At 69.3% G+C, this 23,227-nt stretch carries 20 protein-coding genes and 1 tRNA gene; 10 read left to right on the forward strand and 11 right to left on the reverse strand.

Translation table 11 applies throughout. The features are described 5' to 3' along the window. Window positions 1–71 precede the first annotated feature (71 nt). The gene (locus JRI60_RS33620) at window positions 72–596 is read left to right on the forward strand and encodes a tyrosine-type recombinase/integrase (protein ID WP_204220015.1); all 525 of its coding nucleotides are present in this window, start codon (window positions 72–74) and stop codon (window positions 594–596) included. Between the two features lie 53 nt (window positions 597–649). Here the strand turns inward: JRI60_RS33620 and JRI60_RS33625 are convergent. The 6 genes from JRI60_RS33625 to JRI60_RS33650 form a co-directional block, all read right to left on the reverse strand. Beyond that, a tRNA-Leu gene (locus JRI60_RS33625) sits at window positions 650–731 on the reverse strand. Window positions 732–870: 139 nt separating this feature from the next. Further along, window positions 871–1,344 carry a preprotein translocase subunit SecG gene (gene secG / locus JRI60_RS33630; protein ID WP_204220016.1) on the reverse strand — a complete coding sequence of 158 codons (474 nt, stop codon included), beginning with the start codon at window positions 1,342–1,344 and terminating at the stop codon, window positions 871–873. Between the two features lie 82 nt (window positions 1,345–1,426). Continuing rightward, window positions 1,427–2,200 carry a triose-phosphate isomerase gene (tpiA, locus tag JRI60_RS33635; protein WP_204220017.1) on the reverse strand — a complete coding sequence of 258 codons (774 nt, stop codon included), beginning with the start codon at window positions 2,198–2,200 and terminating at the stop codon, window positions 1,427–1,429. 33 nt (window positions 2,201–2,233) lie between these two features. Beyond that, complete coding sequence (locus JRI60_RS33640) at window positions 2,234–3,421, reverse strand: phosphoglycerate kinase (protein WP_204220018.1); 1,188 nt, start codon at window positions 3,419–3,421, stop codon at window positions 2,234–2,236. A 32-nt stretch (window positions 3,422–3,453) separates the two neighbouring features. Continuing rightward, window positions 3,454–4,464 (reverse strand): type I glyceraldehyde-3-phosphate dehydrogenase, encoded by a 1,011-nt coding sequence (gene gap, locus JRI60_RS33645; protein WP_204220019.1) that lies wholly within the window; start codon window positions 4,462–4,464, stop codon window positions 3,454–3,456. 97 nt (window positions 4,465–4,561) lie between these two features. Beyond that, window positions 4,562–7,372 carry an N-acetylmuramoyl-L-alanine amidase gene (locus JRI60_RS33650; protein WP_204220020.1) on the reverse strand — a complete coding sequence of 937 codons (2,811 nt, stop codon included), beginning with the start codon at window positions 7,370–7,372 and terminating at the stop codon, window positions 4,562–4,564. A gap of 83 nt (window positions 7,373–7,455) precedes the next feature. Between JRI60_RS33650 and JRI60_RS33655 the strand changes: the two genes are divergently transcribed. Beyond that, the gene (locus JRI60_RS33655) at window positions 7,456–8,136 is read left to right on the forward strand and encodes a diacylglycerol kinase family protein (protein WP_204220021.1); all 681 of its coding nucleotides are present in this window, start codon (window positions 7,456–7,458) and stop codon (window positions 8,134–8,136) included. Between the two features lie 114 nt (window positions 8,137–8,250). Here the strand turns inward: JRI60_RS33655 and JRI60_RS33660 are convergent, their stop codons facing one another. Continuing rightward, complete coding sequence (locus JRI60_RS33660) at window positions 8,251–8,448, reverse strand: hypothetical protein (protein ID WP_204220022.1); 198 nt, start codon at window positions 8,446–8,448, stop codon at window positions 8,251–8,253. 315 nt (window positions 8,449–8,763) lie between these two features. Between JRI60_RS33660 and JRI60_RS33665 the strand changes: the two genes are divergently transcribed. The 3 genes from JRI60_RS33665 (at window position 8,764) to JRI60_RS33675 (ending at window position 12,149) form a co-directional block, all read left to right on the forward strand. After that, entirely contained in the window at window positions 8,764–10,359 is a 1,596-nt protein-coding gene (locus JRI60_RS33665) for an NAD(P)/FAD-dependent oxidoreductase (protein WP_204220023.1), read from the forward strand. 16 nt (window positions 10,360–10,375) lie between these two features. Beyond that, a complete protein-coding gene (locus JRI60_RS33670) occupies window positions 10,376–10,747 on the forward strand; it encodes a hypothetical protein (protein ID WP_204220024.1) in 372 nt (123 codons plus the stop codon). Between the two features lie 262 nt (window positions 10,748–11,009). Then, window positions 11,010–12,149 (forward strand): class I SAM-dependent rRNA methyltransferase, encoded by a 1,140-nt coding sequence (locus JRI60_RS33675; RefSeq protein ID WP_204220025.1) that lies wholly within the window; start codon window positions 11,010–11,012, stop codon window positions 12,147–12,149. A gap of 4 nt (window positions 12,150–12,153) precedes the next feature. Here the strand turns inward: JRI60_RS33675 and JRI60_RS33680 are convergent, their stop codons facing one another. Further along, window positions 12,154–12,765, reverse strand: coding sequence for an START domain-containing protein (locus JRI60_RS33680; RefSeq protein ID WP_204220026.1), 612 nt, complete (start codon window positions 12,763–12,765; stop codon window positions 12,154–12,156). 46 nt (window positions 12,766–12,811) lie between these two features. On the opposite strand from JRI60_RS33680, the gene JRI60_RS33685 reads away from it, so the two are divergent. Both JRI60_RS33685 and JRI60_RS33690 read left to right on the forward strand, forming a co-directional pair. Then, complete coding sequence (locus tag JRI60_RS33685; protein WP_204229205.1) at window positions 12,812–14,302, forward strand: 3'-5' exoribonuclease YhaM family protein; 1,491 nt, start codon at window positions 12,812–12,814, stop codon at window positions 14,300–14,302. Window position 14,303: 1 nt separating this feature from the next. Next, entirely contained in the window at window positions 14,304–16,283 is a 1,980-nt protein-coding gene (locus JRI60_RS33690; protein WP_204220027.1) for an HD domain-containing phosphohydrolase, read from the forward strand. Between the two features lie 7 nt (window positions 16,284–16,290). Here JRI60_RS33690 and JRI60_RS33695 read toward each other — a convergent pair whose 3' ends face one another. Genes JRI60_RS33695 through metG form a run of 3 tightly spaced genes read right to left on the reverse strand, consistent with a single transcriptional unit; the run spans window position 16,291 to window position 20,188 of the window. After that, a complete protein-coding gene (locus JRI60_RS33695) occupies window positions 16,291–17,082 on the reverse strand; it encodes a TatD family hydrolase (protein ID WP_204220028.1) in 792 nt (263 codons plus the stop codon). After that, complete coding sequence (locus JRI60_RS33700; RefSeq protein ID WP_204220029.1) at window positions 17,079–18,059, reverse strand: HEAT repeat domain-containing protein; 981 nt, start codon at window positions 18,057–18,059, stop codon at window positions 17,079–17,081. The genes JRI60_RS33695 and JRI60_RS33700 overlap by 4 nt, the downstream gene beginning before the upstream one ends. 2 nt (window positions 18,060–18,061) lie before the next feature. Then, the gene (gene metG / locus JRI60_RS33705) at window positions 18,062–20,188 is read right to left on the reverse strand and encodes a methionine--tRNA ligase (protein ID WP_204220030.1); all 2,127 of its coding nucleotides are present in this window, start codon (window positions 20,186–20,188) and stop codon (window positions 18,062–18,064) included. A 115-nt stretch (window positions 20,189–20,303) separates the two neighbouring features. Between metG and JRI60_RS33710 the strand changes: the two genes are divergently transcribed. From JRI60_RS33710 to JRI60_RS33720, 3 genes are all read left to right on the forward strand, one after another. Further along, the gene (locus JRI60_RS33710) at window positions 20,304–21,101 is read left to right on the forward strand and encodes an NRDE family protein (protein WP_204220031.1); all 798 of its coding nucleotides are present in this window, start codon (window positions 20,304–20,306) and stop codon (window positions 21,099–21,101) included. A 104-nt stretch (window positions 21,102–21,205) separates the two neighbouring features. Further along, window positions 21,206–22,618, forward strand: coding sequence for an FAD-dependent oxidoreductase (locus JRI60_RS33715; protein ID WP_204220032.1), 1,413 nt, complete (start codon window positions 21,206–21,208; stop codon window positions 22,616–22,618). 363 nt (window positions 22,619–22,981) lie between these two features. Beyond that, a complete protein-coding gene (locus JRI60_RS33720; RefSeq protein ID WP_204220033.1) occupies window positions 22,982–23,185 on the forward strand; it encodes a cold-shock protein in 204 nt (67 codons plus the stop codon). Window positions 23,186–23,227 lie beyond the last annotated feature (42 nt).

Consider the following 23,227-nt stretch of genomic DNA (forward strand, 5'->3'; position numbering starts at 1 on the left):
GCGCTTGAGCCAGCAACGCCTCTGGCAGGGAGCTTCGTCGCCAGCTGGTGGCGAATCAGCCCAGGTGGCCCATGATCTCCCTCGCCCTCAACACCGGCCTGCGCATCGGCGAGCTGGCCGCGCGCTCCTGGGACTGCGTGGACATGGCCTCCGGGCGGCTGCTGGTGAAGCGCAACGTCTTCCGGGTGCACCTCGGCACTCCGAAGGGCGGGCGCGAGCGAGAGGTGCCGCTCAACGAGCGGGCGCTGAAGGCCCTACGGGACTACCCCCGGCGCATCGACACGCCATGGGTGTTCCCCCAGCGGGACGGCGGCTTCATCCGCAATCCCCAGCACACCTGCGCGGAGGCCATCCTCCGGAACGCGGAGCGGGCGGGCATCCGGCCCATCGGGTGGCACACGCTGCGCCACACCTTCGCGAGCCACCTCGCCATGCGTGGGGTGCCGCTCAAGGCCATCCAGGAGCTGATGGGGCACGCCACCATCGAGATGACGATGCGCTACGCACACCTGAGCCCGGACGTGAAGAAGGACGCGGTGCGGGCCCTCGACGTGCGCCCCAACGGCACATTGACGGCACATATACAGGAGGCGTAGCCCGGAAAATGAAAAAGCCCCCGAGTCACTTGGACTCGGAGGCTCTTTCGGAGTGCCCAGGGCGGGATTCGAACCCGCACACCTTTCGGCGCCACCCCCTCAAGATGGTGTGTCTACCAGTTCCACCACCTGGGCTTTTCCTCCGCGGCCCCTACCGCCGTGCCGCGTCGGCAACTTCGACGCGGCCTCTAGTACCACGAACCGCGCCTTGTGCAACATTGATTTTTAACCGCATCGCCATCCGGCTTCTTCCGCCGGATGGCCGCCCGCCTGGCTACGGAGCGGGAGGGGCCGCCGGAGTCTCCGCCGGCCGCGGCGTCTCCACCGTGCTCGGCGTACCCGGGGCGTTCTGCTGCGCGGGAGCCGCACCCGAGGAAGGCGCCGCCTCCTGCGGATTGGCCGGAGGAATCTGGCCCGCCGGAGGTGCCCCGCTGCCAGGCTGCGCCGTGCCCTGCTGCGGCACCGCCGGCGCCTGCTGCTGCGCCGCCGGCTGCGCCACCGAGCCCGCCGCCACCGAGGTGCGCATGCCCACGAAGGACAGGCCCAGCGACGTCAGGAAGAACAGCGCCGCGCAGATGCCCGTCACCTTGCTCAGGAAGGTCGTCGCACCGCGCCCACCGAATGCACTCGTCGCCGCACCGCCACCCAGGGCAGAGCCCATGCCCGCGTCCTTCCCGGGCTGCAACAGGATGACGAAGATCATGAACACGCACAGGAGGACGTGCACGATCGTCACGAAGGTCAACATGCTTTAAACTCTTCTTTCCGGTCCTGGATGAAAGGCCGCGCAGCCTAACCGAACGGCCCTGGCGGTGACAATCTTCCTGCGATCAGACCCCGCCCCGGATGATCGCCAAGAAGTCCGCCGCCTTCAGGCTCGCCCCACCCACCAGCGCCCCGTCCACGTCCGCCTGCCCCATCAGCTCCGCCGCGTTGTCCGGCTTCACGCTCCCGCCGTACTGGATGCGCACCTGCTCCGCCGTGCCCCGGTCGTACAGCCGGCCGAGCTGCTCGCGCAGGGCCCGGTGCACCTCCTGCGCCTGGGCGCTCGTGGCCGTCCGGCCCGTCCCAATGGCCCACACCGGCTCGTACGCCAGCACGAAGCCCGCCACCTCGGCCGCCGAAAAGCCCTTCAGCGCCCCCGCCACCTGCCGCTCCACCACCTCCAGGGTACGGTTGGCCTCGCGCTCGGCCAGCGTCTCGCCCACGCAGATGATGGGCTTCATCCCCGCGCCCAGCACCGCCTTCGTGCGCTTGTTCACCGTCTCGTCCGTCTCGCCGAAGTACTGCCGGCGCTCCGAGTGGCCGAGGATGACGTAGGCGCACCCCACGTCCTTCAGCATCGCCGCGGACACCTCGCCGGTGTACGCGCCGCTGGCCTCCCAGTGGCAGTTCTGGGCCGCCAGCTTCAGGGGGGAGCCCTCCAGCTCCTTCGCCACCGCCTGCAGCGAGACGAAGGGAGGCGCCAGGGCGATCTCCACCCGGTCTCCCGGAATCGAGGCCACCAGCCCCTTCAGCTCGCGCACCAGCGCGAGCCCCTCGGGGATGGTCTTGTTCATCTTCCAGTTACCGGCGATGAGCTTGCGTCGCGCCTGTGCCGCCATAGGACTCCCTCCCTGGGTGTTGTGTGCGGGGGACTACTTGGTCTCGAGCGCCTTCACGCCCGGCAGCTCACGGCCCTCGAGGAACTCCAGCGAGGCGCCGCCGCCCGTGGACACGTGGCTCAGCTTGCTGGCCATCCCCATCTCGTTGACGGCCGCCGCGCTGTCTCCGCCGCCCACGATGGTGATCGCGTCCTTGTTGATGGCCATGGACTCGGCCACCGAGCGCGTGCCCGCGGCGTACTTCTCCACCTCGAACATGCCCATGGGCCCGTTCCACACCACCGTCTTCGCGCTGCGGATGTGCTCGGAGTACATGGCCCGCGTCTTGGGGCCGATGTCCAGGCCCATCAGGTCGGCGGGAATGGCCCGATCCGCCACCTCGCGCGCCTCGCCCTTGTCCGAGGGCTCGGTGCTGCAGACGTGGTCGACGGGCAGCACCAGCGAGGTCTTCAGCCGCTGCGCCGCCTCCAGCATGCGCGTGGCCAGCGACAGCTTGTCCTCCTCCACGCGGCTCTTGCCCACTTCGATGCCCTGCGCCTTGAGGAAGGTGTAGGCCATGGCGCCACCGATGAGCAGCGCGTCCACCTTGGGCAGCAGGCTCTCGATGACCTTGATCTTGTCGCTCACCTTGGCGCCGCCCAGGATGGCCACGAAGGGCTTGGCCGGGTTCTTCAGCGCGCCGCCCAGGTACTCCAGCTCCTTGCGCATCAGCATGCCGGCGCCCTTCTCCTTCACGAAGGGCACCATGCCCGCGGTGGAGGCATGGGCGCGGTGCGCGGTGCCGAAGGCGTCGTTGATGTAGACGTCGGCGAAGGAGGCCAGCTCGCGAGCGAAGGTCTCGTCGTTGCCCTCCTCCTCCTTGTGGAAGCGCAGGTTCTCGAGCATGAGCACCTGCCCGTCCTTCAGGTCCTTCACCAGCTTGCGCACGCCGTCACCCACGCAGTCGTCGGCGAGGATGACCTCGTGCTTGGGGCCGAGCAGTTCGATGAGCCGGTTGGCCACCGGCTCCAGCGAGAACTTCGGCTCGGGCCCCTTGGGGCGCCCGAGGTGGGAGGCCAGAATCACCTTTCCGCCCATCTCCAGCGCACGCCGGATGGTCGGCAGCGCCTCGCGGATACGGGTGTCATCGGTGATGCGCTTGCCCTCCAGGGGAACGTTGAAGTCCACCCGGATGAAGACGCGCTTTCCGGTCAGTTGCATGTCGTCGATGTAGCGGATCATCTCGGTCCTCCCACTCGGAACGCGAACTGCGACTAGAAGCCCTTGGACACGAGGAACTTCACCGTATCCACCATGCGGTTGGAGAAGCCCCACTCGTTGTCGTACCAGGCCATCACCTTGAGCAGGTTGTCGCCCACGATCATGGTGTTGGTGGAGTCGAAGATGGAGGAGTGCGGGTTGCCGTTGTAGTCGACGGAGACGGTCTGCTCGTCGTTGTACTGGAGGATGCCCTTGAGGGGGCCCTCGGCGGCGGCCTTGAACGCGGCGTTGACGGCGTCGGCGGTGACGGGCTTGCTGGTCACCACGCTCAGGTCCACCAGGGACACGTTCGGGGTCGGCACGCGCACCGAAATGCCGTGCATCTTGCCCTTGAGGGCCGGCAGCACCTCACCGATGGCCTTGGCGGCACCCGTGGAGGAGGGAATCATCGACAGCGCGGCGGCGCGGGCGCGGCGCAGATCCTTGTGCGTGAGATCCAGGATGCGCTGGTCGTTGGTGTAGCTGTGGATGGTGGTCATCACGCCCTTCTCGATGCCGAAGTTCTCCAGCAGCACCTTGCTCACCGGCGCCAGGCAGTTGGTGGTGCACGAGGCGTTGGAGAGGATGTGGTGCTTCTTCGGATCGTACTGGTCGTGGTTGATGCCGTAGGCGATCGTCAGGTCCGGGCCCTTGGCCGGCGCGGAGATGATGACCTTCTTGGCGCCCGCGGCCATGTGCTTCTCGGCACCCTCGCGTTCCGTGAAGCGGCCGGTGCACTCGAGCACCACGTCCACGCCCATGGACTTCCAGGGCAGCGCGGTCGGCTCCTTCTGGGCGGTGACGGCGATCTCCTTGCCGTCGATGACGATGCCCTTGTCCGAGGCCTTCACGCTCCCCGGCCACATGCGGTGCACGGAGTCGTACTTGAAGAGGTGCGCCAGTGCGGCCGGCTCGTCGAGGTCGTTGATGGCGACGATCTCGATGTTCTCCTTGCGGCTCAGCGCGGCGCGCAGCACGCAACGACCGATGCGACCAAACCCGTTGATGGCAATCCTGGTGGCCATGTCACAGTCTCCTTGGATGATGAAAAGCGCACGACGGGCCGTACGCCCTCCCGCCGTGGGAAAGGGCGGCCGACCGTAGGCATGTGACGCTCGCGAGTCAACGCTCAGTGAAGCCCGAACGACGATGCGCGCGCCGCAGATGAACAATCAGGAGCAGCAACAGAGATGAAATGGACGCGGTTCCCCCGCTCGCCCGGCAGCCGCAGCCGGTCTCCGCGTTGACATAGGAATCAGGAATCCGGTCCAGCGAGCAGGGTGCGCCGGAGCCCACCAGCGTGGCCGGTGCCCCCGGAGGCAGGAGCTCCTCCCCCTCGGGCGGCGTGGGAGCCGAGGCCAGCACGCCCGCCCGGGCGAGGAAGGTGCCCATGAGGTAGGTGCGACGCGCGGGACTCACGAGGCCCTCGAAGGGCATCCCCAGGAAGAGCACGTGCCCCCCCGCCGTCGAGGCCACGCCCGCGGCGGAGCCCGTCCCCGCATAGCCCAGCACGGGAGCGCCCCCTTCCAAGGGGATGAGGGCATCCGGCACTCCCACTGGATAGGAGCCCCGCAGCCCGTCATCGAGCAGCGAGCCGGCGAGGCCCGGGAACCATCTGTCCGAGAGCCCGTTCACCAGGAGGGCCGACGCGCTACAGCCAGGCAGGGCGCGGAGGAACTCGGTGAGGAAGGACTGGTCCGCCGGACCGCCCGCGGCGAGCGCGGACGCCACATGGCTGCCCGAGAGCAGCAGGTGCCCGCCTCCGGCGACGAAGGTGCGCATCAGCGCCTGCTCGGCGGCGTCGGGACCCGCGCCCCCCACCCCACCCCGCCCGGTGAACCAGTCCAACACCCGGTAGCCCACGGGCGTGAAGAGACCCGCGGAGAGCGCCTCGCTGGTCGCTCCGTCGAACGCCACCCCGAGCTGCGACACCGCGTCCCCGTGACGCCGCAGGGCCGTTCCGTCGTTCATGGACTCCAGCAGCGCGCGCAAGGGCGAGCCCAGGTCATACACCGAGAGGTTCTCGGCGCGCGCCAGTGACGAATCCAGGCGGCGGAAGGCGTTGACCACGAGCACCTGCGCGCTCCCGCCCGCCTCCGGCACGCGCACGCCCACCACGTCCGAGGGGAACGACTCGCCTCCGGCGTTGAAGGCAGCCACGCGGAAGTAGCGCGTGGCTCTCGGCGACAGGGAGAGGGAGAAGGTGGTGGAGTCCGTCTCGGTGCCCTCGTCCCAGGCCAGCCCGTCCGCGCTCTGGTAGAGGCGGTAGCCGGTGGCCGGGAACTTCGCGGGCACGTTGCCATCCGGGTCCGGAGGCACCACCCACTTCACCTCGACCTTGCCGCTCCCCGCGTTGCGCGCCACCAGGGCGGGAGGGGCCTCGGGAGGCAGTTGCACCGCCACGCCGTCGCGCACGGCGAAGTACTTGATGATGCCCTGGAGGAAGGCGCGCGCGGCGATCCGCCGGAAGGCGGGCTCCTTGAGCCGCGCGGCGTCCAGCGCGTTGTCGTGGTAGGCCACCTCCATCAGCACGGAGGGGAACTCCGGGTTGTGCCTCGGGTTCACCTCGCCCAGGTTGGCCGAGCGCAGGTTGCGCACCCGCCAGGCGGGCTCGACCTCCCGCTGCAGGTCCGCCTTCAGCTCGTCCAGCAGACTCTGCGCGAGTACCTCGCTGCCGGGCACCCCGGTGAAGTTGTACGTGCCGTCCACGGGATTGGGGCCGTAGACGTAGGCCTCGGTGCCACGCACGGTGCCGTTGCTGGAGGCGTTGGTGTGCCAGGCGACGTAGATGGCGTCCTCACCCTCCTCGTGCAGCCAGGAGGCGAAGCGCGGGCGCGCGGAGACGTCGTCGTTGCGCTCGTTGGAGAGCGCGTTGGTTCCCGAGGGCGCGAACACATCGGGCGGCGCACCGCTGAACTGGGTGTGGTAGCGCGCACACTCCTCGGCGCGGGCCCGCGGCAGGGCACCCAGGGCGGCGTCACCGATGGCGCCACTGCCTCCACCGAAGCGCACCGCGTCCAGGGAGATGCTGCCCGCTTCCGCCGAGTCGTTGAGCGCCACCACCGAGGCCGTCTCGGGGTGCTGGCCCGCCCGGAAGTAGAAGCGGCCCAGCATCAGCCACGTCCCGCCGTGGCGGCGCTGGTTCACCCGGAAATGGCTCTCGCCCCCCGCGTGCCTCACCATGTAGTGCGCATCCGTGACACGGCCCGGGTCCGCGCCATACGAGACGTACACGTGGTAGTAGCCGTCGGCCGGAATCGAGGGCGCCCAGGTGGCACGCGCGGTGGCCGTGGACGCGGCCGTCAGCACCCGGTGGTCTCCGAGCTGGAAGGGCCGCACCGCGTTCCCCATGGGCGAGGGCGGCGGACCCCAGCCGGAATTGGGGCTGGCGGTGGAGAAGAGCTCCGCGGCCCCCTCCTCCGAGTAGCCCTCCCGGCCGTTGTCGACGATGGCCATGTGCGGATTGAGGTCCGACTCGCGCACGGGAATCACCGTGGCGCCCGCCCCCATCAGCATCGGCATCAGGTACTGGTCGAGCGTCTCGAGGGACACCAGGTCCTCGACGACGTCGTTCGTGTTGCCGCGCTGGGTCGCCCACCGGCCCAGGGGCGCGCTGCGGTAGAAGCCGTGCCCCGGGCTCAGGTAGATCGTCTTTCCCGACAGCGCCCCGGTACGCACCCGCGTCTGTGGCAGACCCGAGAGCGCGGAGACCCCGCCCGGCGGGTCCTCCCGCCGCACCAGGGGCGGCTCCGAGGAACGCCACCGCGTCTCGTGGGGCCTCGGGCCCGGCAACGGCACATAGACGGCATCTGGGGACTCCAGGCCGCAAGCATGGGAGAAGGAATCATCCTCCTGTGCGAGGACCCTGCTCGGCAGGCAGAGCAGGGAGACCAGCGCGCAGGCGGTGGCACGTACGTGAGCAGGAAGGGCCATGAGGGGGCGGACGTTAGGCCTCGGCGCGAGGGCACGGCAATCAATCCGTGGTGCCCGCCTGCTCTCCCGCTAACCTGTCCACGATGAGTTCCCCGGCCCTCTCCCCCCAGCCTCCGCCTCCTTCCGAGAAGAAGACGCCGCCGTCCTATCCGCCTCGCGGGGGCTCCGGCATGCTCGCTTCCTTGTGCCATGCGTGGAACGGGCTCATCCACACCGTCGTCCACCAGCGGAACATGCGCGTCCACCTCGTCTCCGCGCTGCTCGTGGGCCTGGTGGGCAGCGGCATCGAGCTGGGGCTCGCCGAGAAGGTGACGCTCATCTTCTGCGTCCTCCTCATCTTCTTCGCGGAGATCCTCAACAGCGCCCTCGAGCACCTGGTGGACCTCGCCACCCGGCACTTCGACGAGAAGGCCCGCCTCACCAAGGACGCGGCCGCCGCGGGTGTCTTGGTGCTCGCCGTGGGCACCGTCGTCATCTTCGCCGCCATCCTCGTCCACAACTGGGAGACGGTGATCAACAGCGGACCGCAGATCGCCCGGCAGGTCGCGCTCGGGTTGCCTCTGGCCCTGTGCGTGATGGTGCTGGTGATGCCAAGGCCGCGCTCCGCCTGGGTCGACAGGGTGGCCTTCGTGGGAGGTGCCGTCCTGCTCGGAGCGCTCGCGCCACGCACCGCCAGCTCCGTCTTCACCGCCATGGACGCGGGCCTGCTCATCGTCGCCGGAGCCGCCGCCCGCCAGCGCCGCCGCGAACAGCCGAGGAGCTGAAACGAAAAAACCGGCCCTCGGGCCGGTCTTCCTTGCTTGCCGCCTAGGGGCGCTCGAGCCCCGGGACCTGCCCGGAACCCGTCCGCCCGCTAGGGACGGGGCCATTCTAACGCCTCAGGCCTCCTGCCGGAAGTCCTGCCGGGCATCCGTCGGCTGGACGACACCTTTGTCGACTCCCTTGAGGTCCTCCGTTACCAGGTCCAGCAGTTCGGTGGCCATGCCGATGATCTGCATCGGGGTGTAGCCGCTGGCGCGCAGCTGGTTGAAGAAGGTGCGTGCAAGGATTCGAGTGCCCTGCTTGTCAGTACTCAAGGACGTGTCCTCCGGAAGCGGTGGGACCGCGTAATCACTGGGGTGTAGCTCTTCAACCCCCGTGCCAGCCGTCACCTTCCAGACGAATTCCCCATGACTCTCGGGGAGTTGAGAGAGTCTGGGGCCTCGTGGCACCTCCCGGAGATGCGAAGGGCCCTTCGCACCTCCCAAGAATCCCCGGGGGACCGCATGAGCGGGGTGCATCGTCAAGTTCGCACCCACCCTCCCCTCGGGTGTTCAACAGCTTGCATTTCAGGGCTCGGACGGCGCACATACGCGCCCCCTTTCCCCTGCTTCAGGAGAAGAGAGCAGCGCATGGCGTATCGGGTGAACAACATCGGGCTGTGGTTGGACGAGCCGGAAGAGCTGCTCGGCCAGCGCGCGGCCGAGAAGCTGGGCGTGACTCGGTCGGACCTGGCGTCCGTGCGAGTGGTGCGCGCGGTGCTGGACGCGCGCAAGAAAGGCAGTCCTCGCTACATCTATACGCTGGAGGTGGAAGTGGCTCCGGGGCGCAAGCTCGGGCGCATACCTCCGGACGTGAGCGAGACGCCGCCGCCTCCCGAGCCTCCCGAGCGCGTGAAGCCGCCGGAGCGCATGCCGCTCATCATCGGCACCGGGCCCGCCGGCCTCTTCTGCGCCCTGGGCCTGCTGGAACGCGGCGTTCGCACCATCCTCCTCGAGCGTGGCAAGGAAGTCGTGTCGCGGCGGAAAGATGTGGCGAAGCTGATGCGGGACGGCTCGTTGGATCCGGAGAGCAACATGAACTTCGGAGAGGGTGGGGCCGGCGCTTATACCGATGGGAAGTTGTCCACGCGCATCAACCACCCGATGGTGCGCAAGGTCATCGAGACGTTCGCCCGGTGCGGCGCGCCGGACCACATCCTCATCGAGGGCAAGCCGCACATCGGCTCGGACCTGCTGCCGGGCGCGGTGGCCACGCTGCGCGACGAGCTCATCGCCGGGGGCTGCCAGGTGCTCTTCGAGCACAAGGTGGAGGAGGTGCTCTACCGGGACGGCCGGGTCGCGGGCCTGAGGCTCACGGACGGGCGCACGCTGGAGAGCGACCGGGTGGTGCTCGCCCCGGGCAACTCGGCTCGCGAGCTCTATGAGCGCTTCGCCGCGGACGGGCGCGTGGTCATCGAGCCCAAGCCCTTCGCCCTCGGCTTCCGGGCCGAGCACCCCCAGGGGCTCATCAACTCCATCCAGTACGGGAGCGCGGCGAAGAACCCGAAGCTGCCCCCGGCCGACTACAAGCTGGCGGAGAACCTGGAGGTGGATGGGGAGGTGCGCGGCATCTACTCGTTCTGCATGTGCCCGGGCGGCATCGTGGTGCCCACGCCCACCCAGGACGGGCTGCAGTGCACCAACGGCATGAGCAACTCGCGTCGGAATGCGAAGTACGCCAACGCGGGCATCGTCGTGACCGTGTCCGTGCAGGACTTCGAGCGCGAGGGCTTCCGCGGGCCGCTCGCGGGCCTCGAATTCCAGCGCCACTGGGAGGCCAAGGCGTACGAGCTGGGTGGCGGGAAGTTCTTCGCTCCCGCTCAGACGATTCCGGACTACCTGGCCGGGCGCGTGAAGAAGGACCCGGGTGGCACGAGCTACCGGCCGGGGCTGGCGCATACGGATTTGAACAAGCTCTTCCCGCCGAGCCTCACGCAGTCGCTGAAGCAGGCACTGAAGGCGTTCGACCGGAAGATGCGCGGCTTCATCAGCGACGAGGGCAAGCTCATCGGCATCGAGAGCCGCACCAGCTCGCCGGTGCGCATCACGCGCGGCGAGGACATGCAGTCCGTGTCGATGCGGGGGCTCTACCCCGCGGGCGAGGGCTGTGGCTACGCGGGCGGTATCGTCTCCTCGGCCATTGATGGACTGCGCGTGGCGGAGCAGATTGCGCGCGAACTCGCCTGAAACACGGGAGGGCGCCATGCGCTACCGCGTACGCACGCCGGACGGAGAGCTGGGATACTCCACCCTGAGGGACATCGAGGTGGCGTACACCCAGGGTCTGGTGGGCCCCGAGGACGAAGTGCTCGAGGAGGGCCACACCACGTGGCGCAAGGCCTCGAGCATCCCGACGCTCGCCCGGGCCCGGCCCCCCGCGAAGGGGCTGTCCAATCGGGGTCAGTGGGTGGGAGTCGGCGTCGCGGTCGTGCTGGGCATCTGTGCACTGGTGCTCATCACGAGTGACTCCGCGACCCGGCGGGGATTGGGCTTCGTCCTGGCACTGGCGACGGGCGTGGTGCTCATGAGGGTGACGACCAAGGCCTTCAAGCGACCAGGACCACCGAGAGGCTGAGTAGTGGCACAGGGAGCAGGGTGACGACCCTCACCCCGTCCCTCTCCCAGGGGGAGAGGGTCCAACCTGGTTCCTCACCGTGCATGCCCCCTCTCCCCCTGGGAGAGGGCTGGGGTGAGGGTCTTCCCTCCCCCGCTCCCCTGCCCTCCGACGGAGCATCCTCCCCCTCCCCGCACCCGGCCCCCACCGACCGCATGTTCCCCTCCAAGGAAGCACACGGCGCGTGGCCGGAGACTCGGCCCACGCACAGGGGAGGATGGCCTTGCTCAACACCTACCTTTCCCGCGAGGCGGCGCGAAGGCTGAAGCACGGGGCGCCCTGGGTCCGCCGGGAGGACATCGTCTCGATGGAAGGCACTCCCTCCGTGGGAGAGGCCGTGCAGCTCCGGGACGAGGACGGACACGTGCTGGGTCTGGCGGACGTGGACCTCGAGTCCTCCTACGCGGTGCGCCGGCTGGGGCTGCCCGAAGAATCCGCGGAGGGCCTCATCCCCCGCCACGTGCGCCACGCCTTCGAGCGCCGCGCGCGCATGGTGGATGACCCGCGCTTCTGCCGCACCATCAATGACGACGGCGACGCCCTCCCCGGCCTCATCGTGGACCGCTACGACACGCACCTCGTCGTCCAGACGCTCACGCGGGCCATGGACGCGCGCCTCCCGGAAATCACCCGCGCCCTCGTGGAGGTGGGCGGGGCCGAGTCCGTACTGCTGCGCAACGACACCGCCCGGCGTCGGCAGCTCGGCCTGCCCGTGCAGCGGCCCCATGCCCTGTACGGCAACCCGCCGCGCTGGAGCCGCGTGCTGGAGATGGGGGCCCGCTTCACGGTGGACCTCACCTATGGCCCGGGCGTGGGCTACCCGTACGACCAGCGCGAGCTGCGCCGCTTCATCTCCCGCCTGTCCCAGGGCGCCCGGGTGCTGGATCCGAGCTGCCACGTGGGAGGACTCTTCGTCCACGCGGGCCGCCATGGTGCCCGCTCCATCCTCGCCTTCGACGCCGACGCGGACACGGCGGACCTCGCCCGGGAGAACGGCGAGGCCAACGGGCTGCTGGGCCGGCTCCAGGTGCAACGCGGCGACGCGCTCTCCGTGCTGCGCGGCCTGCACGACACCTTCGACCTGGTGCTGCTGGACACCCCGGAAGCCTCTTCCTCCGAGACCTTCATCGAGCAGGTGCGCCTGGGCCTGCACGCCACCCGCCACGGCGGCTATCTCCTCCTCGTCGGCTACCACCCGCCCCTGGCCACCGGCAGCTTCGATGAGCTGGTGGCCGCGGCGTGCGAATTCGAGGGGCGCGTGGGCTTCCGCTTCGCCCGGCTCGGCCTGCCGCCGGACCACCCCACCCTGGTGGGCTTCCCCGGCACGGACTACCTGTCGGGCATCGCTCTCGAGGTGAGCTGAGCCACTACTTCTTCGTGGCGTACTTGCGCACGGCCCGGAGCACGTCCGGCACGGACGTCTTGTTCGCCCGGTCGGCGATCCACCGGGGCAGCGAGCCTCCCGGGTCCGTGTAGAGGTAGTACGTGACGAAGGTCTTCTTCCCCTCCTCGCGTGGCTCCAGCAACCAGTAGCCTTTGTTGAGTTTCACACGTACCACCCCCTCGCGCTCGGGGGGCAGCCCCTCCGTGGCCAGCGTCCACGTCGTCTTCAGGAAGCCCTTGCCGTCCTTCCAGTCCGACTCGTCGACGATCCGGATGATGAAGTCGCGCTTGTCCACCAGCGGCGCGTTCACCAGGCAATGGAACACGATGACCTTCCCGTCCTGCTCCGAGGACAGCACGCGGCTCTCCTCGGTGTAGGGCATCGTCTTCTTGTAGTTCGGGTAGTCACGGATGACCCGCCACACGTCCTGGGGCGGGGCATCCACCAGGGCGGTGGCCTTCACCTCGGCCACCGAGCCCCCCTCGGGGGTACGGGCCAGCACGGTGATGCCGTCATCACGGGTCACCTGTTGCCAGGCCGGTTCACCGGCGCCAGCCAGCAGGACGAGCAGGGGCAGAGCGGGAAGGAGGGACATGAATCCCATCCTAACCGCCCGGGTGGTGCTAGTGTCGCCCGCCGAGATGACGACCGACAATCAGGCCGACAATTCCCCCAACGCCTCCCCCGCCGGCGCACCCGAGGAGATGGTGCGCAAGGTCTATGCGAAGGACCTCCGGGAGAAGGACCAGGTCAATACCGTCTTCCGCGTCACGAAGAAGGACCGCGTCACCGCGCGCAGCGGCAAGGTGTTCCTCTCCGTGGTCCTCGTGGACAAGAGCGGAGAGATCGACGCCCGCGTCTTCGACAAGGTCGAGACGATCGAACCGGCGTTCAACATCGGTGACTACGTGCTCGTCCGTGGCAATGTCATTGGTTTCCACGGCAAGTCGCAGGTGGTCATCGAGTCGCTCGAGAGACTGGACCCCGAGCCGCTCGATCCCAAGGAGTTCGAGCCCCCGGCCGCCCCCCCCACGCCTGCCGCGCGCGAGGAGCAGCCCGCGCCCAAGGCCGCCGCTCCCGCCCGCGAGCCCCGTGAGGTCCGCGAGGAGCAGGCCGCGCCCCGCGAGGGCAAGGAAGGCCACGGCGGCGCCCGCGCCGTCGGGCAGATCCGGGAGATCGTCACCGAACGCGTGAACGATCCGAACGTGAAGGCCCTGCTGCTCGCCTTCCTGGACGATCCGCAGATCGCCGCGGGCCTGCCCAACGCCCCGGCCGCCAAGGGCGTCCACCACGCCTACCGCGGCGGACTGGCCGACCACCTGCTCTCCGTGATGCGGCTGACGCTCCGCGTGGCGGACCACTACCCCATGGCGGACCGCGACTTGCTGCTCGCCGGCGCCCTGCTCCACGACGTGATGAAGGTCGCGGAGATCTCCCCGGAGAAGGGCTTCGACTACACCGACGAGGGCAAGCTGGTGGGCCATCTCGTCATGACGGCGCAGAAGATTCGCGAGAAGTCGCTCGCCATCCCCAACTTCCCCCCGCTGCTCGAGCAGCACCTCACCCACCTCGTCCTCGCGCACCATGGGCGCCTGGAGTACGGCTCGCCCAAGCTGCCGATGACTCTCGAGGCGCACATCGTCCACGCGCTGGACTCGCTGGACTCGCGAATCGCCTCCTGGGTCGAGGCGATGCAGCGCGACCCCAACGAGCGGTGGACGGAGAACCTGCGCCTCTACGACCGCCAGCTGTGGAAGGGCCCGGCGCCCACGCAGCGCGGCCGAGCGCCGGTGGAGACGCGCCGCAAGAAGGACAAGGAGAAGAAGCCCAAGGAGCGGCCGGAGAAGACGGGCGCCCCCGCGGGCGACGGCCAGCAGGCCCAGCGTCCCGAGAGGCCGGAGCGTCCCGAGCGGGCGGACAGGCCGCCTCGCGAGCCCAGGCCGCCTCGCGAGCAGCGTGAGGCCCGCGAGCAGCGTGAGCCGCGCGAGCAGCGTGAGCCACGCGAGCCCAAGCCGCCTCGCGACCCGGTGAACGTTCCCAAGGAGCTGACGTTCAAGCCCTTCAGTGTGCTGACGGCAACGAAGTCGGAGCCCGCCGCCAGACCCGAGGAGGGCTCGGACACGGAAGGCTGACATGGCGAAGAAGCTGGGCGAGCGCCTCGTCGAAGCGGGGCTGGTCACCACCGAGTCCATCGCGAAGGCATTGGAGCACCAGAAGATCACCGGCCACCGGCTGGGGGACTGTCTGGTGGAGATCGGCCTGCTCCAGGAAGCGGCGCTGCTGCGCTTCCTGGCGGCCGAGTTCCAGACGCGCTTCGTCTCCGCGGAGAAGCTGTCGAAGGCGAAGATTCCGACGGAGGTGCTGGACAAGGTGCCGGTGCGGCTGGCGGAGGCGCAGAACGTGCTTCCGCTGGCCATCGATCCGGAGCGCAAGCTCTTGTCGGTGGTGGCCGCCGAGCCGCAGAACAAGAAGTTGATGGACGAGATCGCCCTGGTGACGGGCATGTCCGAGGTCTACGCATACGTGGGCCTGCGCAGCACCATCGCCGCCGCCATCCGCAAGCACTACTACGGCGACCCCACGGCCTTCGCCTCGCTGGAGGCGGGCTCCCAGCAGCTGCGAGCGGACGTGTCCGCCATGGCCAACGCCTACGAGAACACCTCGGGGACGAACCCGAAGACCAGCCTCCAGCTCCGCCTGGAGACGGACGCCCGGGCGCGGCTGGGCCGCCAGGGTACGCAGGTGCGGCACAACACCGCTCGCGGAGAGACCCCGCTGACCTCTCGCGGGGCGGTGTCTGACAAGGACTACATCGAGACGCTGAACATCCTGGTGACGATGCTGGAGCGGGATCGCAAGCACCACCGGGGACACTCGGCGCAGCTGGCGCGGCAGGCGGCGGTGGTGGGCCGGCGCCTGGGAATGCCGCCCAGGGACGTGATGGCGTTGACCATCGCGGGCTACCTGCACGACCTGGGCAAGCCAGCCGAGCACCACTTCTGCCTGGCCAACAACGCGGTGAACCCGGAGTGGATGGCCGAGGCCAAGCGCTTCTGCCGGCTCCCCTCCAAGCTCTTCGAGACGGTGAACCTGCCGGTGCAGGCCAACACCATGCTCGCGCAGCTCTACGAGGCCTATGACGGCTCGGGAGTCCCGCAGGGGGCCAAGGGCGACGACATCACCCTCGGCGCGCGCATCCTGGCGGCGGTGGACAGCTTCCTGGAGCTGACGAAGAACCCCACCAATGCGTACGGGAAGGCGCTGACCAAGGAGCAGGCGCTGGAGCACCTGCGGGACAACTCGGGCAAGCTGTACGACCCGGTGGTGGCGGACATCGTCATGCAGGTGCAGAGCGGCGAGCTGCTGCGCCACCGCATCGCGAACGACGGGCGACAGGTGCTCATCGTGGAGCCCGAGGAGGGCACGCGGACGGACCTGCTGGACTCGGTGCACCGGCTGGGACTGGTGGTGGACTCGCTGTCGTCCCTGGACGGGGCGTATGACGCGCTGGTGAACCAGGACTGCGACGTGCTGGTGGTGGGGCTGAAGTTCGGGCTGGAGGAGGTGCTGGGACTGCTGCAGGCGGTGCGCGTCTCGCCCGAGAACGCGGGCCTGCCGGTGGTGGTGCTCGGAGACCCGGACCCGGGCACGCGCGAGCGGCTGATGATGGGCGGAGCCACGGCGGTGGTGCCTCCCGCGGAGCCGGACGCTGCGGCGAAGACGGTCCGCACGCTCTACGACGAGCGCATCCAGCACAACGGTCCGGCGCGCATGGTGCGCGGCAGCCTGGACGAGATGCCCGCACCGGAGCTGCTGAAGCTGCTCGGCTCGGGGAAGAAGTCCGGACGGCTGTACCTCAAGTACCACGCGCACGAGGGCTTCCTGCACCTGGAGCAGGGGCGCGTCGTCTTCGCCACCATCGCGGGACAGAACGGCGAGCAGGCCTTGCAGACCCTGCTGGGCTTGCTGCAGGCCGACTTCCGCTACGACCCGGACTCGCTGCTGCTGGACGTGCCGCAGCTGGACAAGGATCTGATGGTGCTCGCCCAGCAGGCCGCGATGCGCAGGCCGTCCATCTCCACGCCCTCGGTGCCCTCGGCCAGCCAGGGCTGACGCCGTCTCAGACGGAGAAGCCGAACAGCGCCGCCGCGTTGGCCGTCGTCACCTCGGCAGCCTGGTCGAGGGACACGCCCTTGAGCTCGGCGATCTTCTTCGCCGTCTCGACGACGTACGAGGGCTCGTTCTTCTTGCCTCGGTAGGGCACCGGCGCCAGGTACGGGCTGTCCGTCTCCACCATCAGCCGGTCCAGCGGCGCGAAGCGCACGGCGTCCTGGAGCGCCTCGGTCTTCTTGTAGGTGACGACACCGGACAGGGACAGCAGGAAGCCCAGATCCAGGTAGCGCCGGGCCGCGTCCGTGTCCCCGGTGAAGCAGTGGATGACACCCCGGCGGACGCCCTCCTCCTTCAGGATGGCCTCGCAATCGAGGTGCGCGTCCTGTCCCCGCGTCGACTCGCGCACGTGCACCACCAGCGGCTTGTCCAGGCGCTTCGCCAGCGCGCACTGCATCCGGAACACCCGGGCCTGAATCTCCCGGGGCGAGTGGTCGTAGTAGTAGTCGAGCCCCGCCTCGCCCACGGCGTGGATCTCCGGGCGGGCACAGGTGCGCTCCAGGTGCTCGATATCCGCCTCGGTGGCCCGGGCCGCCTCGTGCGGATGGATGCCGAGCGTGGGCGTGAGGAAGCCCGGGTGCGCGGCGGCGACATCCAGGGCGATGCCCCAGTCACCCGGGCCCTGGAACTGGCCGACGATGACGGCATGCACCAGCCCGGCGGCACGGGCGCGATCCAGCGCGGCCGTCACATGCGCGGAGTCGGCACGGTCGAAGTGGCAGTGGGAATCAACGAGCCTCATGACATCTCCTCGATGAGCTCGGTGAGCTCGGCACGGGCCTCCTGGGAGAACGAGGGCAGCACCGCCCGGACGCGGTCGCGGCCCTCGGGGACGCCGAGCACCCAGAGGCCCTCGGCGGCATCGAGCCGGAAGTCCTCGGGGACTCCGGGCTCGTCGAGCAGGGCGAGCAGCCACGGCAGGGCCTTCGGGTCTCCCAGGCGCCCCAGGCCGCGCGCGGCGGCTCCCCGGCAGTCATCCTTCGGGTCGGAGATGATGGTGTGCAGGCGCTCCAGCGCACCCGGGGCCTTCACCTCGCCACACAACTCCACGGCGAGGGCCCGGTCCTGGGCCCAGCTCCACCGCCGCCGCCGGCTGCGCTCCAGGAGCCAGGTGGCCCCCTCGGCGTCTCCCAGCTTCGCGAGCACGCCAGCGGCCTGCGTCCGGTCGAAAGCGGGCAACATCCACCGGTGGAACAGGCGCTGGACGGCGGGCAGCGCGCGCGTGTCCCCCAGCTCGGCGAGCGCCCCGAGCGCGCGGAAGCGGAGCAGGTCCTCGTCGAGCGCCTGGATGAGCACATCCAGGCCCGAGGGATGCTTGAGGGCGGCCATGCCGCGAGCGGCCTCGAAGCGGACCTCGAAGACGGGGTCCTCGAGGGCCTGGGCCAGCGTCCCCCGGTACTCGGGCCGGGCGATGTCCGCCAGCCGGCCCGCGGCCTCCAGGCGCACCAGACTCTCCTCGTCGGCGAGCCGCGTGGCGAGGAAACGGGGCAGCTCGTCGGCGGAGAGCACCACGGTGGCCAGGCCCACGGCGGTGCGGCGCACGGCCACCTGCTTGTCGGAGAGCAGTTGCGAGAGCACCGAGGAGAACTCGGGCGCGCGCGAGGCGTCCTCCGCGGCGAGGTGGAAGAGGAGCTCCGCCGCCTCGGCGCGGACACCCGGGTGCCTCCCGTTCTCGAGGGCGAGGAGGGCCCGGTCTCGTTCAGCGCGCCAGTCCGTCACGCTCACGCCACCCCGGAGCCGGGAGGCAGGTCCCCCGGATCCACCAGCGACAGGCCCTTGCCCTCGGCCTTGGCGGCCAGGAGCATCCCGCGCGATTCGATTCCCCGCAGCATGCGCGGCTTGAGGTTGGCCACCACCACCACCTTGCGCCCCACCACCTGCTCCGGCGCGTAGTGCTCGGCGATGCCGGCGCAGATGGTGCGCGGCTGCGCCTCACCGACGTCCACGGTGAGTTTGAGCAGCTTGTCCGCCTTGGGCACGCGCTCGGCGGCGAGCACCTGACCCACCCGGAGCGCCACCTTGGTGAAGTCGGTGATGTCGATCTCCCCCGGCGCGCCCTCGGCGGGCTTCGCCTCCGCGGCGGCGGCCCCCTCGGCGGGCTTGGGCTCGGCGGCCTTCTTCTCGGCCTTGGCGCCCTTGCCCTCCTTCTTGGCCTCCTTGGTTTCCTTGGCCGGCTCGGCGGCGGTGGGCGCCTGTTCGACGATGGCGTTGACGCGCTCCTCCTCCAGGCGGGGCAGGAGCGGCTCGGGGTTGCCCACGGGCCGGCTGCGGTCGAGCAGCGGGTAGCGCGCGGTGGCGAGCGCCTCGAAGGTGAGGGGCGGCGCGTTGAGCTGCGCGAAGAGCTTCTCCGTCACCCGGGGGATGACCGGCGTGAGCAGCGCGCCCAGCAGGTAGGCCACCTCGGCGGCGTCGCTCAGGTCGGCGCGAGCGGCCTCGGCATCGGTCTTCACCTTGGCCCAGGGCGCCGCGGTCTGGAGGAAGCCGTTCGCGGACTGGGAGATCTCCGTGATGATGCGGATGGCATTGCGGAACTCGAGCTTCTCGAAGGCCTCGCGGACCTCGGGGACACGGGCCAGCGCGGCCTCCACGAGCGCCTTGCCGGGACCCTCCTTCGAGGCGGGAGCGAGCCGCTTCTCCAGCGCCGCGCCCGCGAGCATGGACAGGCTGCGGTTGGCCAGGTTGCCGATGTTGTTCACCAGCTCGCCGTTCACCCGGAGGCGGAAGTCCTTGAGGCTCAGGTCGAGGTCCTCGACCCCGGGGCCGAGCGTGGCCGCGTAGAAGTAGCGCAGGTAGCTCGGGTCCAGGTGATTCAGGTAGGAGCGCACGGCGATGAGCGTGCCGCGGCTCTTGGACATCTTCTCGCCGTTCACCGTGAGGTGGCCGTGCACCTTCACGCTCTCGGGCCGCTTGAGGCCGGCCACCTTGAGCACGGCGGGCCAGAAGAGCGCGTGGAAGTAGACGATGTCCTTGCCGATGAAGTGGATGACGCGGGCGTCGCTGTCCTCGGCCCAGAAATCCAGGGCGCTCTTCGCCTTGCCCGTCGTCGTCGCCCACTTCTCCGTGGTGGCGATGTACCCGATGGGCGCATCCAGCCAGACGTAGAAGTACTTGTCCGTCTCACCCGGGATGGCGAAGCCGAAGTACGGACCATCGCGGCTGATGTCCCAGTCCGCCAGACCGGACTCGAAGAAGCCCTGCAACTGGGTGGCGAGACCGGGGTGGAGGAAGCCGGGCTTGCGCAGCGTCTCCTGGAGGAAGTCCGCGTGGCGCGACAGCTTGAAGAAGAGGTGCGAGGACTTGCGGCGCACCGGCGGCGTGCTGCACAGGGCGCACCGGGGCTCGATCAGGTCCGTGGGGCTGTAGGCCTTGCCGCACTTCTCGCAGGCGTCACCGTACTGGTCCGGCGCCTTGCAGTTGGGACAGGTGCCCTTGATGAAGCGGTCCGGGAGGAAGCGCTTGTCCTTCTCGCAGTAGGCCTGCTCGATGTCGCGCTTCTCGATGTCCCCGTGCTCCTTCAGCTTGCCGTAGATGTACTCGGCGTAGTGCTTGTTCTCGGGCGAGTTGGTCGAGTGGAAGTAGTCGACGCTGATGCCGAGCTCGCGGAAGTCCGCCTGGTGCGAGTCGTACCAGCGGGCGACGAACTCCTCGGGCTTGAGCCCCTGCTTCGCGGCGTTGATCTCGATGGGAGTGCCGTGGGTGTCGTCGGCGCAGAAGTAGACGACGTCCTTGCCGCAGGAGCGCAGGAACCGCACGTAGATGTCGGTCTGGACGTACTCGACGGCATGGCCGATGTGGATGGGGCCGTTGGCATACGGCAGCGCGCTGGTGACGAGGATTCTCTCCGCCATGGGTTCTCCTGAGGGGCGGCGGACATTAGCCGCTCGGAGGGCTCCGGTCATCGAGAAGAAACGAAGGAAGGCGACAGGTGCATGGGGGCCCCGGAGCTGTTATCGACCCCACACGATGTGCACCCTCGTCATCCTCCGCCACGTCCACCCCGAGTGGCCGCTCGTCCTGGCCGCCAATCGAGACGAGATCCTCGCCCGGCCAGCCGTCGGTCCCCAGGTGCTGGCCACCTCCCCCCGGGTCGTCGGAGGACGTGACCTGGAACGCCAGGGAACGTGGATGGGAGTGACGGACGGTGGACTCTTCGTGGGACTGACGAACCAGCGGGGTTCCGCGAACCTGACGAAGGCCCCTCGCTCCCGGGGCGAGGTGGTCCTGCGCGCGCTACAAGCCGGCAGCGTGGAGGGGGTCGAGCGCTACCTCGCGGGGCTGCACCCCGGGGAGTACAACCCCTTCAACCTCCTCTACGGCAACACCGAGGTGCTCCGGGTGGCCTATGCCCGCCCGGACGCGGAGCGGCTGACCCCGGAGGACGTGCCGCCGGGTGTCCACGTGCTGCCCAACGACGTGCTCGACAGCCCGGCCCTGCCGAAGGTGGCGCGGGCGCGGAAGCTCGCGGAGGCGGCGGCGAGGAAGCCCTGGCCGGAGTCCGTCCGGGCGCTCCAGGCGATGCTGGCGGACCACGTGCTGCCAGAGCGGGCACCGGCGGTCCTCCCCGAGGAGGAGGCCATCCCGGAGATCCACGAGCGCATCCGCCAGTACCAGGCGCTGTGCATCCACACGCCGGGGTATGGGACGCGCTCGTCGGCCATCGTCGCGCTGGCGCCCGGCCGGGTGGCCCACTACCTGGCGAGCGATGTCGCCTCGTGTCAGGGCACGTACCGGGACGTCACCTCGCTGCTCTACCCCGGGTAGCGGCTGGAGTTGGAGCCGGTGTGAGCCCCTCGCCACCTTGCGTTCCCCACCGGGAGCGTGCGGTCCTGGGGACGCGTCCACACTCCGACGCGGGGGAGTTCATCATGAACAGCAGTGCACGCAGGTACAGGCATGCCGTGGTCATCGGCGGCAGCATGGCGGGTCTGGTGAACGCCCGGGTGCTGGCGGACCACTTCGAGAAGGTGACGGTGCTCGACCGGGATGAGCGGCCCGAGGGCCCGGAGCCGCGCAAGGGCGTTCCGCAGGGGCGGCACCTCCACGTCCTGCTGGAAGCTGGCAAGCGCGTACTGGACGGACTCTTCCCCGGCCTCATCCGGGAGCTGCAGCGGGAGGAGGGCATCAAGGTCGTCGACCCGTGCAGGGATGCCGTCTGGCAGCACTTCGGGGTGTGGAAGGCACGAGCCGACAGCGGCATCGAGATGGTGCTGTGCACCCGTCCCTTCCTGGAGTGGAACGTCTTCCAGCGGGTGAAGGCCCTGCCGAACGTGGAGTTCCGGGAGCGCGTCACCGTCGAGGAGCTGCTCACGGACGCGGCGAGGGGGTGCGTCACCGGCGTGAAGGTGAAGGGGCCGGGCGGCGAGGAGACGCTGGAAGCGGACCTGGTGGTGGACGCGAGCGGCCGGGGCACGCGAGCCCCGAGGTGGCTGGAGGAGCTGGGCTACGGCAAGCCGGAGGAGGAGAAGGTCGGCATCGATCTGGCCTACGCGAGCCGGCTCTACAAGCGGCCAAAGGGCTTCCGGGACGAGTGGAAGCTGCTGGTGCAGTACCCGCGCTCGCCGGAGGGATGGCGGGCGGGGCTCATCTCGAGCGTGGAGAACGATCGGTGGATCGTCAGCGTGAACGGGTACTTCGGAGACCACCCGCCCGCGGATGAGGCGGGGTTCCTGGAGTTCGCCCGCTCGCTGCCGAGGCCGGGCCTCTACGACTACCTCCAGGACGCCGAGCCGCTGACGGCCCCCGTCACGCACAAGATTCCGACGAGCCGGTGGCTGCACTACGAGCGGCTGCCGCGCTTTCCCGAGCGGTTCATCGTCACGGGCGACGCGGTATGCGCCTACAACCCGATCTTCGGACAGGGGATGACGATCGCCACCCTGGAGGCGAAGCTGCTGGGGGAGTGCCTCTCCGAGCAGGAGCGGCGCGCGCCGGGAGAGCTGCGCGGGCTGGCGGACCGGTTCCGCCAGAGGGTGCCGGGGATCGTCTTCGTCCCCTGGTTCATGACCTCCACCATGGACAAGCACTACCCGCAGGCCACGGGGGAGCGGTCGCCGGGCCTCGGGGCGCTGCAATGGTTCTTCTGCCGGCTGATCGAACAGACCTCGGTGGACGCGGCGGCCTACCACCGGTTCCTGAGGGTGCTGCACATGCGCGACGGGATGGAGGCGATGCTGAAGCCGGGGATGGCGCTGCCGCTGCTCGCCTACGCGGTGAAGAGCCTGTTCGTTCCCCTCCCCCAGCGGGCCAACGTGGACCGGATGCCGACGCTCCGAGCATGAGGGCGAGCGGACCCTTTGTCAGGAATATCCGGGCCCTTTCGTCCCTGATGGCAGCTGCCCGGCCGGAGATGCCGAACACGCACTGGTAATCGCCTGTAAAGCGAGAGCGGTTCGAATCCGCCCAAGGCCTGGAAAGGTCACCCAAAAAACGGCTTCTCCACTCGGGCAGCACCCTTTTCCCCGCGGAATGGGGGCCTGGATCCAGGGGTTGGATCGTCAACCCGCGGACATGGGGGCTCTTTTCAGAGGGCCCCCCCTAGGCATCCGCCAGGAAATGTGTCACACGGCAATGGCCGCACTCCCGTTGGGATCGGCATCCGGCTGAACTCATGAAGCCGGACAAGAAAGAAGACGAGTAGAGTAATGGCAATCGGTACCGTGAAGTGGTTCAACGACGCGAAGGGCTTCGGTTTCATCACGCAGGACGGCGGGGGCGAGGACCTCTTCTGCCACCACACTGCGATCCAGACCGAGGGCTTCCGCAGCCTGCAGGAAGGCCAGCGGGTTGAGTTCGACGTCGCCCGTGGCCCCAAGGGCCTCCAGGCGCAGAACGTTCGCCCGGTCTGACGCGCTCTCGCGTCTGAACCCGCAGTAACACGGCTCAGCCTC

It is taken from the genome of Archangium violaceum, assembly GCF_016887565.1.
GTDB lineage: Bacteria > Myxococcota > Myxococcia > Myxococcales > Myxococcaceae > Archangium > Archangium violaceum_B.

What these genes read in the sequence shown, in the direction of transcription:
- JRI60_RS33620 (WP_204220015.1), top strand. Translation starts at nt 72, where the DNA reads ATGATCTCCCTCGCCCTCAACACCGGCCTGCGCATCGGCGAGCTGGCC.
- secG (WP_204220016.1), bottom strand. Translation starts at nt 1,344, where the DNA reads ATGTTGACCTTCGTGACGATCGTGCACGTCCTCCTGTGCGTGTTCATG.
- tpiA (WP_204220017.1), bottom strand. Translation starts at nt 2,200, where the DNA reads ATGGCGGCACAGGCGCGACGCAAGCTCATCGCCGGTAACTGGAAGATG.
- JRI60_RS33640 (WP_204220018.1), bottom strand. Translation starts at nt 3,421, where the DNA reads ATGATCCGCTACATCGACGACATGCAACTGACCGGAAAGCGCGTCTTC.
- gap (WP_204220019.1), bottom strand. Translation starts at nt 4,464, where the DNA reads ATGGCCACCAGGATTGCCATCAACGGGTTTGGTCGCATCGGTCGTTGC.
- JRI60_RS33650 (WP_204220020.1), bottom strand. Translation starts at nt 7,372, where the DNA reads ATGGCCCTTCCTGCTCACGTACGTGCCACCGCCTGCGCGCTGGTCTCC.
- JRI60_RS33655 (WP_204220021.1), top strand. Translation starts at nt 7,456, where the DNA reads ATGAGTTCCCCGGCCCTCTCCCCCCAGCCTCCGCCTCCTTCCGAGAAG.
- JRI60_RS33665 (WP_204220023.1), top strand. Translation starts at nt 8,764, where the DNA reads ATGGCGTATCGGGTGAACAACATCGGGCTGTGGTTGGACGAGCCGGAA.
- JRI60_RS33670 (WP_204220024.1), top strand. Translation starts at nt 10,376, where the DNA reads ATGCGCTACCGCGTACGCACGCCGGACGGAGAGCTGGGATACTCCACC.
- JRI60_RS33680 (WP_204220026.1), bottom strand. Translation starts at nt 12,765, where the DNA reads ATGTCCCTCCTTCCCGCTCTGCCCCTGCTCGTCCTGCTGGCTGGCGCC.
- JRI60_RS33685 (WP_204229205.1), top strand. Translation starts at nt 12,812, where the DNA reads ATGACGACCGACAATCAGGCCGACAATTCCCCCAACGCCTCCCCCGCC.
- JRI60_RS33690 (WP_204220027.1), top strand. Translation starts at nt 14,304, where the DNA reads ATGGCGAAGAAGCTGGGCGAGCGCCTCGTCGAAGCGGGGCTGGTCACC.
- JRI60_RS33695 (WP_204220028.1), bottom strand. Translation starts at nt 17,082, where the DNA reads ATGAGGCTCGTTGATTCCCACTGCCACTTCGACCGTGCCGACTCCGCG.
- metG (WP_204220030.1), bottom strand. Translation starts at nt 20,188, where the DNA reads ATGGCGGAGAGAATCCTCGTCACCAGCGCGCTGCCGTATGCCAACGGC.
- JRI60_RS33710 (WP_204220031.1), top strand. Translation starts at nt 20,304, where the DNA reads ATGTGCACCCTCGTCATCCTCCGCCACGTCCACCCCGAGTGGCCGCTC.
- JRI60_RS33715 (WP_204220032.1), top strand. Translation starts at nt 21,206, where the DNA reads ATGAACAGCAGTGCACGCAGGTACAGGCATGCCGTGGTCATCGGCGGC.
- JRI60_RS33720 (WP_204220033.1), top strand. Translation starts at nt 22,982, where the DNA reads ATGGCAATCGGTACCGTGAAGTGGTTCAACGACGCGAAGGGCTTCGGT.